The organism is Pseudopedobacter saltans DSM 12145 (assembly GCF_000190735.1).
Taxonomy (GTDB): Bacteria; Bacteroidota; Bacteroidia; order Sphingobacteriales; family Sphingobacteriaceae; genus Pseudopedobacter; species Pseudopedobacter saltans.
This window is the reverse complement of sequence record NC_015177.1, coordinates 3,520,295-3,534,447: the sequence shown is the minus strand read 5'-3', so window position 1 is coordinate 3,534,447 and position 14,153 is coordinate 3,520,295. Positions and strand designations below refer to the sequence as shown.

Genomic DNA, 14,153 nt, shown 5'->3' with positions numbered 1-14,153 from the left:
TATGCAGGGGACTTTTAACAGGGGGAGGCATAGAAAAAAGGTTTTACGAATTAAGATTGATTTGGAATTCTATAAATGTTCCTGAAGAATAAAAGTAAACATAAGGATAATGTTTTGATAACGATTTTTTAACGGTCTTATACAGATATTTGCTCCCTTTTTTAAGTGGTATATTAGATTGATTTAAATTTTTCAATATGAAGCTTCGGACGCTTGTTTTTTTAAATGCATTGGCGGTATCCCTGTCTATCGGAATTGTCAATTACTATTTTCAGCACAGTTGGTTTTATTTTGCGATTACGTCTTTTATCTCCCTGTTTGTAAGTTTCATTGTGTTTTACATATTGATGGAAAAGTACGTTTATTCTAAAATTAAAATCATATACAAGCTAATCCATAGTTTAAAATTGGGTAAAGATCTAAAAGATGCTTTGGGAGAGTATGTTTCTCCCGATCCTATTAACGATGTAGAACAGGAAGTGAAGGAGTGGGCTAAAGAAAAGAAAATAGAGATTGATGAGCTTAAAAGAGAGGCAATTTTTAGGAAGGAATTTCTTACTAACTTATCTCATGAGTTGAAAACGCCCCTGTTTTCTATTGGCGGATACTTGGAGGTATTAGAAGATAGCGACTTGACTGATGTGGAAGAAACTCAAAGATTTTTGAAAAAGATTTCTAATAATGTAGACCGGCTTAGTATTTTGATAAAGGATCTTGATGAAATTTCTAAACTCGAAAGCGGGGAGATTCCTTTAAATATCAAGAAATTTGATATCACTGTATTAATAAAAGAAGTGTTGGAGTTGATGGAGCTTGAAGCGGAGAAGCATCATATTGAGTTGCTCTTTAAGCAAAAATACGATGTGCCGACATTTGTAATGGCGGATAGGGATAAAATAAGGCAGGTATTGGTAAATCTTATTGGAAACTCTATAAAATATGGAAAAGAGAATGGAACAACATTTGTCACCGTTTTCGAAATGCATGATCAAATTCTTGTGGAGGTGACAGATAATGGTATTGGGATAGAGGAAAAAAATTTAAAAAGACTTTTCGAAAGATTTTTCAGAACAGATTTTAGCAGGTCAAGAAATATAGGAGGTTCAGGTTTGGGGCTTGCTATTGTAAAGCATATTGTAGAAGCACATGATCAAGCCATTAATGTGAGAAGTACGCCAGGAATCGGTTCAACGTTTGGATTTACTTTACAAAAAGCGAAAACTCCTTTATCGACAATACCATTAATTAAAGATTTGTAAATCTTCAAATAAATGTAAGCTTTTAGAGTGTGTGATGGATGTGTCCGAAAAGTTAACATTAACTTAACATTGGCGCTTTATTTTTGGGGCAAATACATAAAGAAATGAATAGTATATTTTCTTATTTCATACCGAAAGACAAAAAGTTTTTCCCTCTCTTTGAAAAAGCAAGCTCAAATTTAATGGATATGGCTGACAAGCTGGAAGCTCTTGTAAACAGCGATCCTTCTTCAGACAGAGAGAAACTACACAAAGAAATTGAGCGCCTGGAGCAAAAGGGAGATGAAATAACACACGCTATCTATTTGGAATTAAGCAAAACGTTTATTACTCCATTTGATAGAGAAGATATTCACCAATTAGCAGCCGCTTTAGATGATATCGCTGACTATATACATGGCTCTTCGAACAGAATGTTATTATATAACGTTCATTTGATGACAGAACCCGTTAAGAAGTTAGGTGAACTTGTTAAAGAAGGATGTAAAGAAGTTTATAAAGCAGTAAGCGAACTAAAAGATCTTAAAAATATTCGTGTAATTACCGATTCTTGTGTTAGAATAAATAGTATAGAAAACCAGGCCGATTACGTTTTTGACAAAGCTGTAGGCGAATTGTTCGATTACGAAGAAGATGCTAAAAACATTATAAAATATAAAGAAGTACTTTCTGCGTTAGAAACAGCAACTGATATGTGCGAGGACGTGGCAAATGTGATGGAGTCCATTCTTGTAAAGAATGCATAATCTAAAGTTCTAAACAAAGAAAAAAATGGTAACAACACTTCTTGTAATTGTAATCATAATGGCTATTGCTTTTGATTACATTAACGGTTTCCATGATGCAGCTAATTCAATTGCGACAATTGTTTCTACAAAGGTATTAACTCCTTTTCAGGCAGTATTATGGGCAGCACTTTTCAACTTTGCTGCATATTTTTATTTCACAGATCATAAGGTTGCCAATACAATAGCGAAAACGGTTGTAGAAGACTATATCAACTTAGAAGTAATTTTAGCAGGTTTAAGCGCAGCTATTGGCTGGAACTTATTTACCTGGTATTATGGTATTCCTTCCAGCTCGTCTCATACGCTTATTGGTGGTTTTGCCGGTGCAGGTATAGCGCATGCTCTGGTATTAGGAGATAATGTTTTAGAGGCAATCAACCTATCCCCTATCCTAAAAACAGTTTCATTTATCGTTTTGGCCCCTGTTATTGGTGCTTTGATATCGGTAATCATTACTTTAATAATTATTAATATCGCGAGATACGCCAGACCATCAACAGCCGAGAAGTGGTTCAAAAGACTACAATTGGTATCTTCTGCAGCATTAAGTTTTGCTCATGGAGGTAACGATGCTCAGAAAGTTATGGGAATTATCTACGTTTCGTTGGTAGCAGGTGGGGTATTGGTAAATGGCGATCATATGCCAGAATGGATTCCTTTAGTGTGTTATGCTGCGATAGCTTTTGGAACGATGAGTGGCGGTTGGAAAATCGTTAAAACAATGGGAACAAAAATCACTAAAGTTACAGCTTTGGAAGGCGTAAGTGCTGAAACGGCAGGTGCTGTTACTCTAGGTATTACAGAACATTTCGGAATTCCAGTTTCTACAACGCATACAATCACAGGATCGATTATAGGTGTGGGTATTACAAAAAGCTTTTCAGCCGTAAAATGGGGTGTTACCTATAGCTTAATTTGGGCTTGGGTTTTAACAATTCCGGTTTCTGCAACATTTGCAGGGATTTTATACGCTGTAATCCATTACATTTTTGGATAAAAAACAAAATAAAAACATTTGAGGGCTTAAAAGGGTTTAAACTTTTTAAGCCCTTATTTTTTGCGTTATTTTGCAGATATTTTTTGTATGAATTTATTCTTAAAGTCAGTTATAATAATTAGCGGTTGTTCATTCCTGCTTAGCTCATGTTCTCCAAAGGTTAAAAATAAATATAGTGAAGCGCAGAAGAAGCAAGAAACTATTGTTAGTGAGGTTACAGAAAAGCTTTCCGTAAATGTTGCTCCAGTCCTGGTGGATTCTCTGGGAAACCAAGTGCCTTCCAGTTTTGTTCCTACGGTAAACTTTGGCGCGAGAAAGCCCTCTTTTGTTATCATACATCATACCGCACAAGACTCGATACAACAAACCATAAAAACGTTTACATTAGAAAGAACGCAAGTTAGTGCTCATTATGTAATTGGGCGAGATGGTTTTTTAGTACAGATGTTGAGCGACGAGTTGAGAGCCTGGCATGCGGGAGCTGGAAAGTGGGGAAATATGACTGATATGAATTCGTGTTCTATAGGAATAGAACTGGACAATAATGGATTTGAACCTTTTTCTGATGCTCAAATTAATACTTTACTGTTACTTTTAGAAAAACTAAAAAGAGATTATAATATTCCTGCAGCAAACTTTATCGGGCATTCGGATATCGCGCCAAGGCGAAAATCCGATCCAAGTATCCTGTTTCCATGGGAAAAACTGGCAAGGGCCGGATTTGGATTATGGTACGATTTACCTGATCAGTTGCCCCCATCGAATTTTGACGTAGAAGCTGCATTAAGAAGAATTGGGTATGATGTTTCGGATTTACCAGCCGCAATAATTGCATTTAAAAGGCATTTTGTACAAAAAGATTTAATCCCTCTGATGGGAACCTGGGACCTTTGCGTTTTATATAATCTATATCGTAAATACTAGTTTTCTTCAATATTATTATAATATAAGGCTATCGAATTGTATTTTAGTTTTATATCGATAAAATAAGACTTGGATTCAATATTTTCTAATAACCTTAAGGTGGCGCTAGTACTGTTTCTGCTAATGGCGGGAATTATAGTAAGTAATATTTTTGAAAAGAAAATACTGGAGAAAAGTAAAAAGGCAACAGAATCAATATATCTGGATAGGCTTCAGCCTTCTACCTATCTTTTCCAGATGAGGCAACTTATCGCAGATCGGGTATTTTTATTGGAAAGAAAAGAAAATGATTCCGCCTATTCTGTTTATTCTTTTAAAAAGGATTTACAGGAAATAGATAATAAGTTGAGCATACTTCTGGAGAAATACGAAAAAACCTATATCGTTTCAGAAGAAGAAGTTTTCCTGAAAAAGTTAAAGAGAGACATTGGGATATTAGAGGAAAAAAGCGGTTATAATTTGCAGCAGCAAGAAGAGTTGAAGCCCAAAATAGATGCGATTAATGATGATTTGGGAGAATTAATTAAAATTCAGAGCAAGATTGGAGAAGAAACTTTGGCAGAACATGCAAAAATCACTTCTATAAGTAATATATTAAATGTTGTACAGCTTATTTTAGCGACATTAATAGGGGTTTTTATTTTCGCGCTGTTTTCAAAAAAGAAATCATCTTTAAATAAAATCGACAAACATCGCCTGAATTAAGGTTTTAAGTTCTTCCGTTCCGCAGAAGGTTTTCCCCAGAAATAATATATTATTGGCCCAAAAAGAGGTATTAAAATAACCAGGGCAAACCAAAATATTTTAACCGATTCCTTAATGTTTTTGTTATAGAAAATATCTTTACAAGTAATAACAGCAACAATTAATGGGAAGAAAAAAAGTCCCGCTGTAACCATAAAGTGTCCTGTTTGCGAAAGTTGCAATAACGTAAATCCCATTTTCGAAAATTAGTGAATGCAATATTATTAAAACATTTCTTAATAATAAAGTCTTAAAAACAAACGTATAACGTCAGAGTTTTATAATATGATAAAATAGCAGACTGGAAAATTTTGATTACAAAACTAAAAATGTTAAAATTGTAAAGAAGCACATGAAAATACAAAGGCAAACATATAATCATTTGATAGCTAGTTATTCTACTGTCCAGCAGTATTATGACAAGCAGGTTATTGTCATGTCTCCCACAGGTATTCCGCTTAATTACCTTTCTAAAACAAGTTCTAAAGACTTTATTAGCTAGCCCCAAAACATATCTGTTTTTAATCTAAGGTTTTGGGGGATATTTCAAAGCCTTAGGATAGTATTATTCAAAATATTTAGCAAACAAAATATATCAAATAGTTATGGAAACATTACAATTAATAATTTCAAAAAAAGATTTTGATATCCTGAAGGAACATTTAAAGTTAAGTACCAATCTATCTGACTTTAATAAACAAAAACTAGAAAAGGAGTTAAACGAAGCAAAAGTACTTGCTGATGCAGAGCTACCAGGCGACGTTGTGAGGCTAGAGTCTGTAGTAAAAATAGAAAGTGTTGATAACAATAAAACATTTACGTTTCAGTTAGTTATGCCACAGGAGGCTAACATGAAAAAACAAAAGCTTTCTGTTTTTGCTCCTATCGGAATTGCTTTATTGGGATATCAGACAGGGACAATTGTAGAATGGGAAATGCCTGATGGTGTTAAGAAGTTCAAGATAATAGATGTAAAAAACGATTAAAATTGGAACTGTTCCTGATTAATCCTCTAAGATTCTATATTATAATAACCATAGAATCTTAGAGGATTAGCTTTTTAGGACCTTTTGTTTTAACCTTTCAAAGGTAATTGCTTGTTTATCCTCCATTTCGGCAATTAAACTGTTAAAATAGTATTAGCGCTAATTTTTCAAAAAACGCACTTTAATACTGCCTAAGTATAAATCTTCATTTTCGACCTTATGATATGTGTCATAAATTGACAAGGTTCGGGCAAAAAAATATTATAAATGTGTTTGAATACTTACCATATTTGGTTTACTAACCAAGTTATAAATTATGCGAAAAATTCTACAGATTTTCCTGCTTTCGGTGGGACTGCTGACAGGAGTAACTCAGGTATTCGGGCAAGGGCCTTCCAATAGACAGATTAAAGGAGCGGTGACAGATAAGGACGGTGTCCCTTTGGCAGGAGCTTCCGTGTCTATAAAAGGTAGTTCCTTAGGGACGTTAACAGACTCCCAGGGACATTATTCCCTAAATGTTTCTCGTAATACTGAAATTTTAGTTTTTTCATTTTTGGGAATGCAAGCACAGGAGAGAGTTGTGGGCGAGCATCTTACGATAAATGTTGAATTAAAAGAAGTAGACCAGAAATTAGAAGATATAGTTGTTATTGGATATGGAACAGTGCGGAAATCTGACTTAACGGGTGCCATCGAGAGTTTATCGCATAACGATTTAGTAAGGGAAAATCCGGGGAATGTTTTGTCTGCAATGCAAGGAAAATTGGCTGGGGTTAATGTTACTCAAAACGATGGGGCTCCAGGAGCGGGTTTGAGTATCAAAATCAGAGGAGCGAACTCGTTTCTTGGAGGAACAGAACCTTTATATGTTATTGATGGAGTCCCTTTTAATGCTAATAACGGAGATGCTACCCCACAATCTATTGGTGAGGATGAGAAACAGACAAATAATGTTCTTTCGTTTCTTGATCCCAATGATATTGAAAGTATAGATATTTTAAAAGATGCGTCTGCTACTGCTATATACGGATCTAGAGGGGCAAATGGCGTGGTATTGATTACGACAAGAAAAGGCAAGCTGGGGAGAGACAAAGTTGAGTTTGCAATAAACGTTGGCATGTCTAATATCTCAAGAAAGATTAGAGTGCTAACGCCGTACGAGTATGCCGGTTATCAAAATTTAGCTTATATAAATGCGAATAAATTTGACGGGACTAATTATAATCCCAAATATCCCGATTTATCTGTTTATGAAAATTTGCATACCAATTGGCAGGATTCGATATTTAAAACAGGATTTAATCAACAGTACAATATAAATATTTCTGGAGCGACGGATGCTGGTAATCACCGTATTTCCTTTAACTACCTTACTCAGGATGGGGTTATCAGTAATTCTGACTTTAAACGTTTGGGATTAAGCCTTAATCTAAATAGAAATCTGGGCAAGATATTTAAAGTAGGTACCAGTACGTCTGTATCAAACAATTCAAATAATGGTGTAAAAACAGGGACAGACAAATCGGACGCCGCAAGCGCTGGTGTAATCAGGTCTGCGATATCCTTCCCTGCAACTATTAAAACCATCGAGGAATATAGCGAAGTTGGGGATTCCTACTTTATTACAAACCCGGTAATTTATACGAATGATGTATTAAACCGGGTAAATACATATAATATCTTTTCGTCAAATTATGTTGAGATAGCCTTACTGAAAGAGCTGAAATTCAAACAGAATATCGGACTTAATTATGGCTCCAGTAATAGAGACCAATATTATCCAAGATCAGTATATGAGGGATATGCTGTAAAAGGATGGGGGTTGAAAGCCGATAATCAGTATTCAAGTGTAGTGTCTGAAAGTATACTTACATTTAATAAATCTATAGAAAAACATACTTTTAATATAGTTGGGGCGTCTACTTATGAATCTTCTCATTCACAATGGAAGCGAGCGGAAGGGAAAACATTTCCAAATGATTTTCTGCAAAATGAAAATTTAGAATCGGCGGAGCAAATAAGTCCCATAAAGGGAGCCAAATCACAATCAACACTAATTTCCTTTTTGGGTAGGATTAATTATGCTTTTGATGATCGTTATCTTTTTACCTTCTCTTACAGAGCGGACGGATCCAGTAAATTCGGTGAGGACAACAAATGGGCTGGATTTCCATCTGCCGCATTTTCCTGGAAAATAAACAAAGAATTATTTCTGCAGGAATCAAAATCAATAGATGATCTGGCTTTAAGAGTTAGCTACGGACAAACAGGAAATCAGGGAATTGGAGCTTATTCATCTCTCTCGAAACTAACGGTTTATAATTATCCTTTTAATGGAGGGTTACAGAGTGGTCTGGCAGACGATTTTTACTCTGGACCGGCGAATCCCTCTTTAAAATGGGAAACAACAACTGCCTATAATCTTGGTTTGGATTTGGGAATCTTAAAAAGCAGATTAAATCTTCATGTAGATTTATATAAGAAACAAACAGATGATTTGTTGCAGTATGTGACAACGCCATCATCAACAGGTTTCGAACGTCAGTTACGTAATTCTGGATCGATAGAGAACAAAGGCTTGGAGATTTCTGTGGATGGAAGAGTTGTAAACAGAAAAGATTTCGAATGGAAAACGAGCTTTAATATCTCGTTTAACAGAAACAAAATTCTTGATTTAGGAGGTCCTTTAGAGCAATATGCAGATAATATCTCTACAAGTGATCAACCATTTATCCAGGCTATAGGGCATCCTATCGGAGCACTATATGGATATGTTGAAGATGGATATTTTGATAATGAAGCTGAGGTTCGTAATTCATTACTTTATTATAATCAGGGAGATGAAATTATAAGGAGAATGATTGGAGAAATCAAATATAAAAACCTTGATAACGATCCTACATCTATATCTCTGAGTGACAGAACTTTTATAGGAAATGTAAACCCCAATTATACTTTTGGTTTTACAAATAACTTCCGGTATAAGGACTTCGATTTATCAGTATTCATAAATGGCGTTCAGGGAAATGATATCATTAATATGAATACCAGGTTTAATGCCAATTTGGGAATCCAAAAGAATATTACCAAAGAGATGTATGATGGGGCGTGGACGGAGGGGGCTGATAATTCTCATGCAACAGGGCCAAAGGTTATGCGTCAGTTCTGGAGGATAATGTATTTTTCAAGAAGGTTTGTAGAGGACGGAAGTTTTGTGAGGATTAAAAACCTGGCATTAGGTTATACATTACCTAAGAACTTAATAAAAGGAGTTGCTTCGGCAAAAATAACTTTTGGAGTAAATAATCTTTACACATTTACAAAATATACGGGATACGATCCTGAGATGAATAGTTATGGAAGTAATCCGGCTCTCTTTGGTGTCGATTTAGGCGGTTATCCTAATTCAAGGACTTATAATTTGTCTTTACGTTGTGGTTTTTAAAATAATTTAATCATGAAAAATTTGTTTAAAAATACTAAAAGGACTTTTGTGTTTGCAACGTTGGCAATAACAATGGTCTCCTCTTGTAAAAAAGCATTAGAAGAAAAACCATATTCATTTTTGTCGCCTAATAATTTCTATAAAAACGAAAGCGACGCAAAAATTGCTATAAATGGGGTGTATAATACTTTATATTCCTGGGATTTGTATAAACAACCTATTTGGAACATGACAATGCTGGATGATGACCATGTTTCTGGCGCGGATTGGTTTTTGGGAACATCAGGAGCAGGTAACTTTCAGGGATATTGGGGAGTTGATGGACCTTGGGTTGGATTTTACTCTTTAATTTCAAGAGCCAATACGGTTATTGAAAATGTTAGCGAGATAAATGAAAATATTGATCCTGAGATTAAAACCCGAATTATTGGCGAAGCTTATTGTCTTAGAGGGTGGGCTTATTTTCAACTGGTTCAGTTATACGGACAGATACCCATAAGAGATAAGTCTCTGTCTGTTGATCCAAATCCAAATGTTCCAAAATCATCTGTGAAAGATGTATACGCATTTATAATAGAAGATTTTAAAAAAGCAGAACAAATGCTATTGCCAGAGGGGAACCCTAAATCTGGAGAACCCGGCAGAGTAAAAAGAGGTGTAGCAAAAGCTTTTTTAGCGAAAGTTTACCTTACAATGGCGTCTGGTTCCTTGGCAAATGTACAGATTAGTGTGCGCGGAGGGCAGAATAACAATCTTTATACTTATCAAAAGACTGTTGTTGCCGGTTTGGAGGGGTTGGATAGTAAAGAGTATTTTAAATTGGCAAGAGACAAAGCCGTCGAGTTATTGGGAGACAATGAATATTCTTTATTTACTTCCTGGAAAGACTTATGGAATAAGGACAATAGAAATAAGAAGGAGCATATGTGGGAACTACAGTCTTTAGCCGGAACAGATCTTTTTACCAATAACTTAAATGCTTATTTTTCTGCATTTTCTACATTCGGCCGTGGGGCTGTTTGGTTTACAAATAATCATTACAAGGACTATGAGGTTAATGATCTTCGTGTACTGGAAGGTGTAAAGCATAACTATGAAATGAATAATGCAAATAAAACTAAATATTTCTATCCTTCTTGGGAGGCAGCGACTTATAAAATGATCGGAGGAGTTACTTATGCAAACAATGGTACAACGGACGATAGAGCGTATGTGATAAAGTATGAAAGTGTGGAAAATCAAACTATTGCTAATAGCGATGCTTTTTTTCCCCTGTTACGATATGCAGAAGTTTATTTGATTGCCGCCGAAGCGGAAAACGAATTGAGTACGACCCCTTCGCTGAAAGCTTATGAGTATTTAAAAATGATAAGAGACCGGGCTCATGCAACTATGGTTTCGGGACTAACTCAAGATGAGTTTCGCAGTTTTGTAATAGCAGAAAGGGCTAGAGAATTTGTGTTTGAAGGCGTAAGAAGATTTGATTTGTTACGCTGGGGGATTTATTTGCAGGTAATGAATAAAATAAGTACCGGACAAGATAATATTTCAAAAGTGAGGACCGAAAAACATTTGCTATTTCCTATACCAAATGGAGAAATGCTTTCCAACAAAGCCATCAAAGAAAATAATAAGTTTTGGTAATTTTTAAAATCGTGAAAATGAAAAATCTTAAAAAAATACTCTTGGGCATGTCGACTCTTGTCTTACTCGCTGCCTGTAAAAAAAATAATGAGGAAAAGGAAGATACTACTCCTCCTCAAATTACATCTGTAACAAATCTCAGCAACAGAACAGACGCTCTTTCATTTTGTGATTTTGGAGACTGGATTATCATTAGAGGAAAAGGGTTGGCTTCTACTTATAAAATAGACTTCAATACTGTTCTGGCCTCAGATTCTCTTCTCTACGCTGATGATACTACTGTTACTGTGAAAATTCCATCTATTTTACCAGATGTGCTAAATAACCCGATAACGGTTTTTACCAAATATGGTTCGGTAAAATATGATTTCCAGATTAAACAACCGCTACCTTTGGTGCAAAATATTACACCATCCGTAGGCGATCCCGGAGATATAATTACCGTAACCGGATTGAACTTTATTAATTTGAAGAGCGTTAAGTTTGGAGACCAGGAGGCAGAAATAGTCTCTTCTACACCAACAGAAATAAAGGTAAAAGTACCTGCAGTTCCCTACGGTTATATAACTGTTAAGACCAGCAGTGGAGAAATGCAATCAGCAGGGATATTTGGCTTTAAATATATGATATTCACCGACGCTCTTGCTACGGATTGGATTTATTCACCATATAGCGCCAATTATACTGTAGTACAGGCGCCTTCTCCGGTATTACGAGGAAATTCCTCAGTAAAAGCAACTTATTCCGCTGGATATGGAGGTTTCAGGATAAAGAAAAATACAGCAATGAGCTTAACAGGGTATAGTTCACTTAAATTTTCTCTGTATGCAGAAAGTGCATCGGTAGGAAAAAAGATAAGGATATTCCTGAATAATAGTTCTACTACCGGATACAAAGATATTACTATTTCAGAAGCAAATAAATGGGTTACTTATGAAATTCCGTTGTCTCAATTTGGCACTCTTGCAACGTTAAACTATATAGAAGTAAAAGAGTTTTCGAATGTAATAACAACGGTTATTTATATAGATGATATGGTGTTAATGTAAGAGGAGTCACAAAAAATCCCGTTCATATTTGGTTGAACGGGATTTTTTGTGGATTAATTTTTTAAATAAAAATTCTAGTTCCACTATAATCCTGTCTGAAATCAGTAGGTGTACAGCCCTTTTTCTTCTTAAAAATTCTGTTAAAATTGGAAATATTATTAAATCCACAGTTGTAAGAAATCTCTGCTACAGAATGTGTGGTTTCTATAAGCATTCTTGTCGCGTGACCTAAGCGTATTTCGTTGAGACTATCTATGAATGTAACACCTGTTCTTTTCTTTATAAATCTGGAAAAGGAGGCTTCCGTCATGTTGACAAGTGTGGCCACATCTTTTAATACAATTGGTTTGCCATAATTATTGTTCATATAATCAAAAGCTTTGTCAATTCTTCTGCTATTAAAAGAGATCTTACCGTTGTCTCTAAAGCCAGAGTCCGACAGTGTGGTCATCCCTTTGCCGGTGGAAAGGTCGTGAAGGATAAAAAAAAGGGACATTACCGAATCAAAACCCGACTTTTTTTCCAAAGAAAGTATTCGAGGTAATATCCCTTCGATAGTTTCACGTGAAAAAGAAAGTCCTTTAGAGCTTCTTTCAAACATTTTTTTTATAAAATGGAGTTGATTTCTTTTTAAAAAAACATCGTCCAATAAATTATTATGCCATTGGATAGTAATCTCTTTGATGCTCTCACTTTTGCATTCATGTGTAAACCACGCATGGGGAAGGTTTGGGCCAACAAGAACCAATTCTGTGTCCTCAATAACATGAATGTGATCGCCGACTATTCTTTTAGCTCCTTTTGCATTTAAGATAAGATTGAGTTCAAACTCATCATGGTAATGCAAAGGAAAATTGAAGTTCTTCTTCACCCGGGAAAACAGTGTAAAGCAATCGTTTTGTGTTAGAGGCGTGATCTCTTTCGTTATCGTAGATTGGTTCATAATCAAAAAGCATTTACTTGTTGAAATATACGTTTTAACAGGGATAAGACAAATAAATATGCGGAGGAAAAATGCAATAAATCTTTGGAATTAAGCTCAAAGTGTAATTGAACGCATTGTTTAAAATTAGTTAGGTCAAAAAAAGGAGAATAAATGTTAAAAAAGTATTATATATAAAAGCATATTAGTTGCTATAATTGAATATTATAAACCGGATAAATGGCAATCAGAATCTATAAAATCTTTACACTGTTTTTAGTGAGTTATTTTTTACAACATACGGCTCTGGCACAGTTAATAGATCCAAATGCGACTAAGGAGACTCTGGCAGTATATAAAAGTGTTAAGGGGCTTTTGGGAAAGAAGATATTGTTTGGTCATCAGGACGATTTGGCATATGGGGTAAGATGGAAATACGAAAAAAACAGAAGTGATATAAACGATATTGTTAATGACTACCCCGCTGTTTTCGGATGGGATATTGGAGGAGTTGAATTCGAGAAACCTGAAAACTTAGATAAGGTTCCTTTTGAAAAGATAATTTCCTTTGCAAAGGAAGTATACAAAAAGGGAGGAATAAACACAATAAGCTGGCATTTGGCGAATCCAGTATCAGGAGGAAGTGCCTGGGATACTACAAAAGCAGTTGTTGATATTCTTCCAAAAGGAAAGCTACATAACGATTATATTTTATGGTTAGATAGAGTTGCCGGATTTTTGAATCGTTTTGAAACGGCAGACGGAACAAAAATTCCTGTTTTGTTTCGCCCATTTCACGAATTAAATGGTGCATGGTTCTGGTGGGGAAGACCCCACTGTTCAAAAGATGAGTTTATAACACTCTGGCGCTTTACCGTCGACTATTTGAAAAACAAGAAACACCTTCACCATTTGATATATGTGTTTAATACAAATAGTTTCAATGGCGAAGACGAGTTCTTAGAGAGATATCCGGGAAATAGCTATGCAGATATGGTTAGTTTTGATATTTATCAATTTGCACCAGAAAACCCAACTGCAAGCCAATTAAAGGAGTCTAAACATATTTATCAGGAGAAACTAAGAAATAATCTGCAAATTCTTACATCTGTAGCTAAAAAGTTGGATAAACCATCCGCATTGGCAGAAACTGGATTTGAATCCGTTCCTGATCCAGATTGGTGGACTAAAACGCTTTATCCGGTTATCAAAGATTTTCCAATTTCTTATGTGCTTGTCTGGAGAAATCACGGGTTAAACGATGAAGGAAAAATGCATTATTACGCTCCCTATAAGGGGCAACTCTCCGCAATTGATTTCAAAAAATTCTATACGTTGAAGAAAATGATGTTTCTAAAAGACCTGGGCAAACAGAAAATATATCAATAACAC

The 14,153-nt window shown here is 35.3% G+C and carries 13 protein-coding genes; 11 read left to right on the top strand and 2 right to left on the bottom strand.

Features of this window, described 5'->3' with window-relative positions; all coding sequences use genetic code 11:
* Positions 1–197: 197 nt before the first annotated feature.
* The 5 genes from PEDSA_RS15020 (at position 198) to PEDSA_RS15000 (ending at position 4,673) form a co-directional block, all read left to right on the top strand.
* Positions 198–1,259, top strand: a complete 1,062-nt coding sequence (locus tag PEDSA_RS15020; protein ID WP_013634011.1) for a sensor histidine kinase — start codon at positions 198–200, stop codon at positions 1,257–1,259.
* Between the two features lie 104 nt (positions 1,260–1,363).
* Positions 1,364–2,005: a DUF47 domain-containing protein gene (locus PEDSA_RS15015; protein ID WP_013634010.1), complete on the top strand. Its 642-nt coding sequence runs from the start codon at positions 1,364–1,366 to the stop codon at positions 2,003–2,005.
* Positions 2,006–2,030: 25 nt separating this feature from the next.
* Entirely contained in the window at positions 2,031–3,044 is a 1,014-nt protein-coding gene (locus tag PEDSA_RS15010) for an inorganic phosphate transporter (RefSeq protein WP_013634009.1), read from the top strand.
* 87 nt (positions 3,045–3,131) lie between these two features.
* Positions 3,132–3,968 (top strand): N-acetylmuramoyl-L-alanine amidase, encoded by an 837-nt coding sequence (locus tag PEDSA_RS15005; RefSeq protein WP_041537108.1) that lies wholly within the window; start codon positions 3,132–3,134, stop codon positions 3,966–3,968.
* Between the two features lie 99 nt (positions 3,969–4,067).
* A complete protein-coding gene (locus PEDSA_RS15000) occupies positions 4,068–4,673 on the top strand; it encodes an MCP four helix bundle domain-containing protein (RefSeq protein WP_148233543.1) in 606 nt (201 codons plus the stop codon).
* Here the strand turns inward: PEDSA_RS15000 and PEDSA_RS14995 are convergent.
* A complete protein-coding gene (locus PEDSA_RS14995; protein WP_013634006.1) occupies positions 4,670–4,909 on the bottom strand; it encodes a PLD nuclease N-terminal domain-containing protein in 240 nt (79 codons plus the stop codon). The two genes, PEDSA_RS15000 and PEDSA_RS14995, sit on opposite strands and share 4 nt — an antisense overlap.
* 155 nt (positions 4,910–5,064) lie before the next feature.
* Here PEDSA_RS14995 and PEDSA_RS20305 point away from each other — a divergent pair, with 155 nt between their 5' ends.
* The 5 genes from PEDSA_RS20305 to PEDSA_RS14975 all read left to right on the top strand — a co-directional run bounded on the left by PEDSA_RS20305 (position 5,065) and on the right by PEDSA_RS14975 (position 11,839).
* Complete coding sequence (locus tag PEDSA_RS20305) at positions 5,065–5,214, top strand: hypothetical protein (protein ID WP_013634005.1); 150 nt, start codon at positions 5,065–5,067, stop codon at positions 5,212–5,214.
* A 103-nt stretch (positions 5,215–5,317) separates the two neighbouring features.
* Positions 5,318–5,698, top strand: a complete 381-nt coding sequence (locus PEDSA_RS14990) for a GreA/GreB family elongation factor (protein WP_013634004.1) — start codon at positions 5,318–5,320, stop codon at positions 5,696–5,698.
* 316 nt (positions 5,699–6,014) lie between these two features.
* Positions 6,015–9,146, top strand: coding sequence for a SusC/RagA family TonB-linked outer membrane protein (locus PEDSA_RS14985; protein WP_013634003.1), 3,132 nt, complete (start codon positions 6,015–6,017; stop codon positions 9,144–9,146).
* Between the two features lie 12 nt (positions 9,147–9,158).
* A complete protein-coding gene (locus tag PEDSA_RS14980; protein WP_013634002.1) occupies positions 9,159–10,790 on the top strand; it encodes a RagB/SusD family nutrient uptake outer membrane protein in 1,632 nt (543 codons plus the stop codon).
* A gap of 17 nt (positions 10,791–10,807) precedes the next feature.
* On the top strand, positions 10,808–11,839 hold the full coding sequence (locus tag PEDSA_RS14975) for an IPT/TIG domain-containing protein (RefSeq protein ID WP_013634001.1): 1,032 nt from the start codon (positions 10,808–10,810) through the stop codon (positions 11,837–11,839).
* Between the two features lie 61 nt (positions 11,840–11,900).
* Here PEDSA_RS14975 and PEDSA_RS14970 read toward each other — a convergent pair whose 3' ends face one another.
* Positions 11,901–12,782, bottom strand: coding sequence for an AraC family transcriptional regulator (locus PEDSA_RS14970; protein ID WP_013634000.1), 882 nt, complete (start codon positions 12,780–12,782; stop codon positions 11,901–11,903).
* 219 nt (positions 12,783–13,001) lie between these two features.
* Between PEDSA_RS14970 and PEDSA_RS14965 the strand changes: the two genes are divergently transcribed.
* Entirely contained in the window at positions 13,002–14,150 is a 1,149-nt protein-coding gene (locus PEDSA_RS14965; protein ID WP_013633999.1) for a glycoside hydrolase family 26 protein, read from the top strand.
* Positions 14,151–14,153 lie beyond the last annotated feature (3 nt).

What these genes read in the sequence shown, in the direction of transcription:
- PEDSA_RS15020 (WP_013634011.1), top strand. Translation starts at nt 198, where the DNA reads ATGAAGCTTCGGACGCTTGTTTTTTTAAATGCATTGGCGGTATCCCTG.
- PEDSA_RS15015 (WP_013634010.1), top strand. Translation starts at nt 1,364, where the DNA reads ATGAATAGTATATTTTCTTATTTCATACCGAAAGACAAAAAGTTTTTC.
- PEDSA_RS15010 (WP_013634009.1), top strand. Translation starts at nt 2,031, where the DNA reads ATGGTAACAACACTTCTTGTAATTGTAATCATAATGGCTATTGCTTTT.
- PEDSA_RS15005 (WP_041537108.1), top strand. Translation starts at nt 3,132, where the DNA reads ATGAATTTATTCTTAAAGTCAGTTATAATAATTAGCGGTTGTTCATTC.
- PEDSA_RS14995 (WP_013634006.1), bottom strand. Translation starts at nt 4,909, where the DNA reads ATGGGATTTACGTTATTGCAACTTTCGCAAACAGGACACTTTATGGTT.
- PEDSA_RS20305 (WP_013634005.1), top strand. Translation starts at nt 5,065, where the DNA reads ATGAAAATACAAAGGCAAACATATAATCATTTGATAGCTAGTTATTCT.
- PEDSA_RS14990 (WP_013634004.1), top strand. Translation starts at nt 5,318, where the DNA reads ATGGAAACATTACAATTAATAATTTCAAAAAAAGATTTTGATATCCTG.
- PEDSA_RS14985 (WP_013634003.1), top strand. Translation starts at nt 6,015, where the DNA reads ATGCGAAAAATTCTACAGATTTTCCTGCTTTCGGTGGGACTGCTGACA.
- PEDSA_RS14980 (WP_013634002.1), top strand. Translation starts at nt 9,159, where the DNA reads ATGAAAAATTTGTTTAAAAATACTAAAAGGACTTTTGTGTTTGCAACG.
- PEDSA_RS14975 (WP_013634001.1), top strand. Translation starts at nt 10,808, where the DNA reads ATGAAAAATCTTAAAAAAATACTCTTGGGCATGTCGACTCTTGTCTTA.
- PEDSA_RS14970 (WP_013634000.1), bottom strand. Translation starts at nt 12,782, where the DNA reads ATGAACCAATCTACGATAACGAAAGAGATCACGCCTCTAACACAAAAC.
- PEDSA_RS14965 (WP_013633999.1), top strand. Translation starts at nt 13,002, where the DNA reads ATGGCAATCAGAATCTATAAAATCTTTACACTGTTTTTAGTGAGTTAT.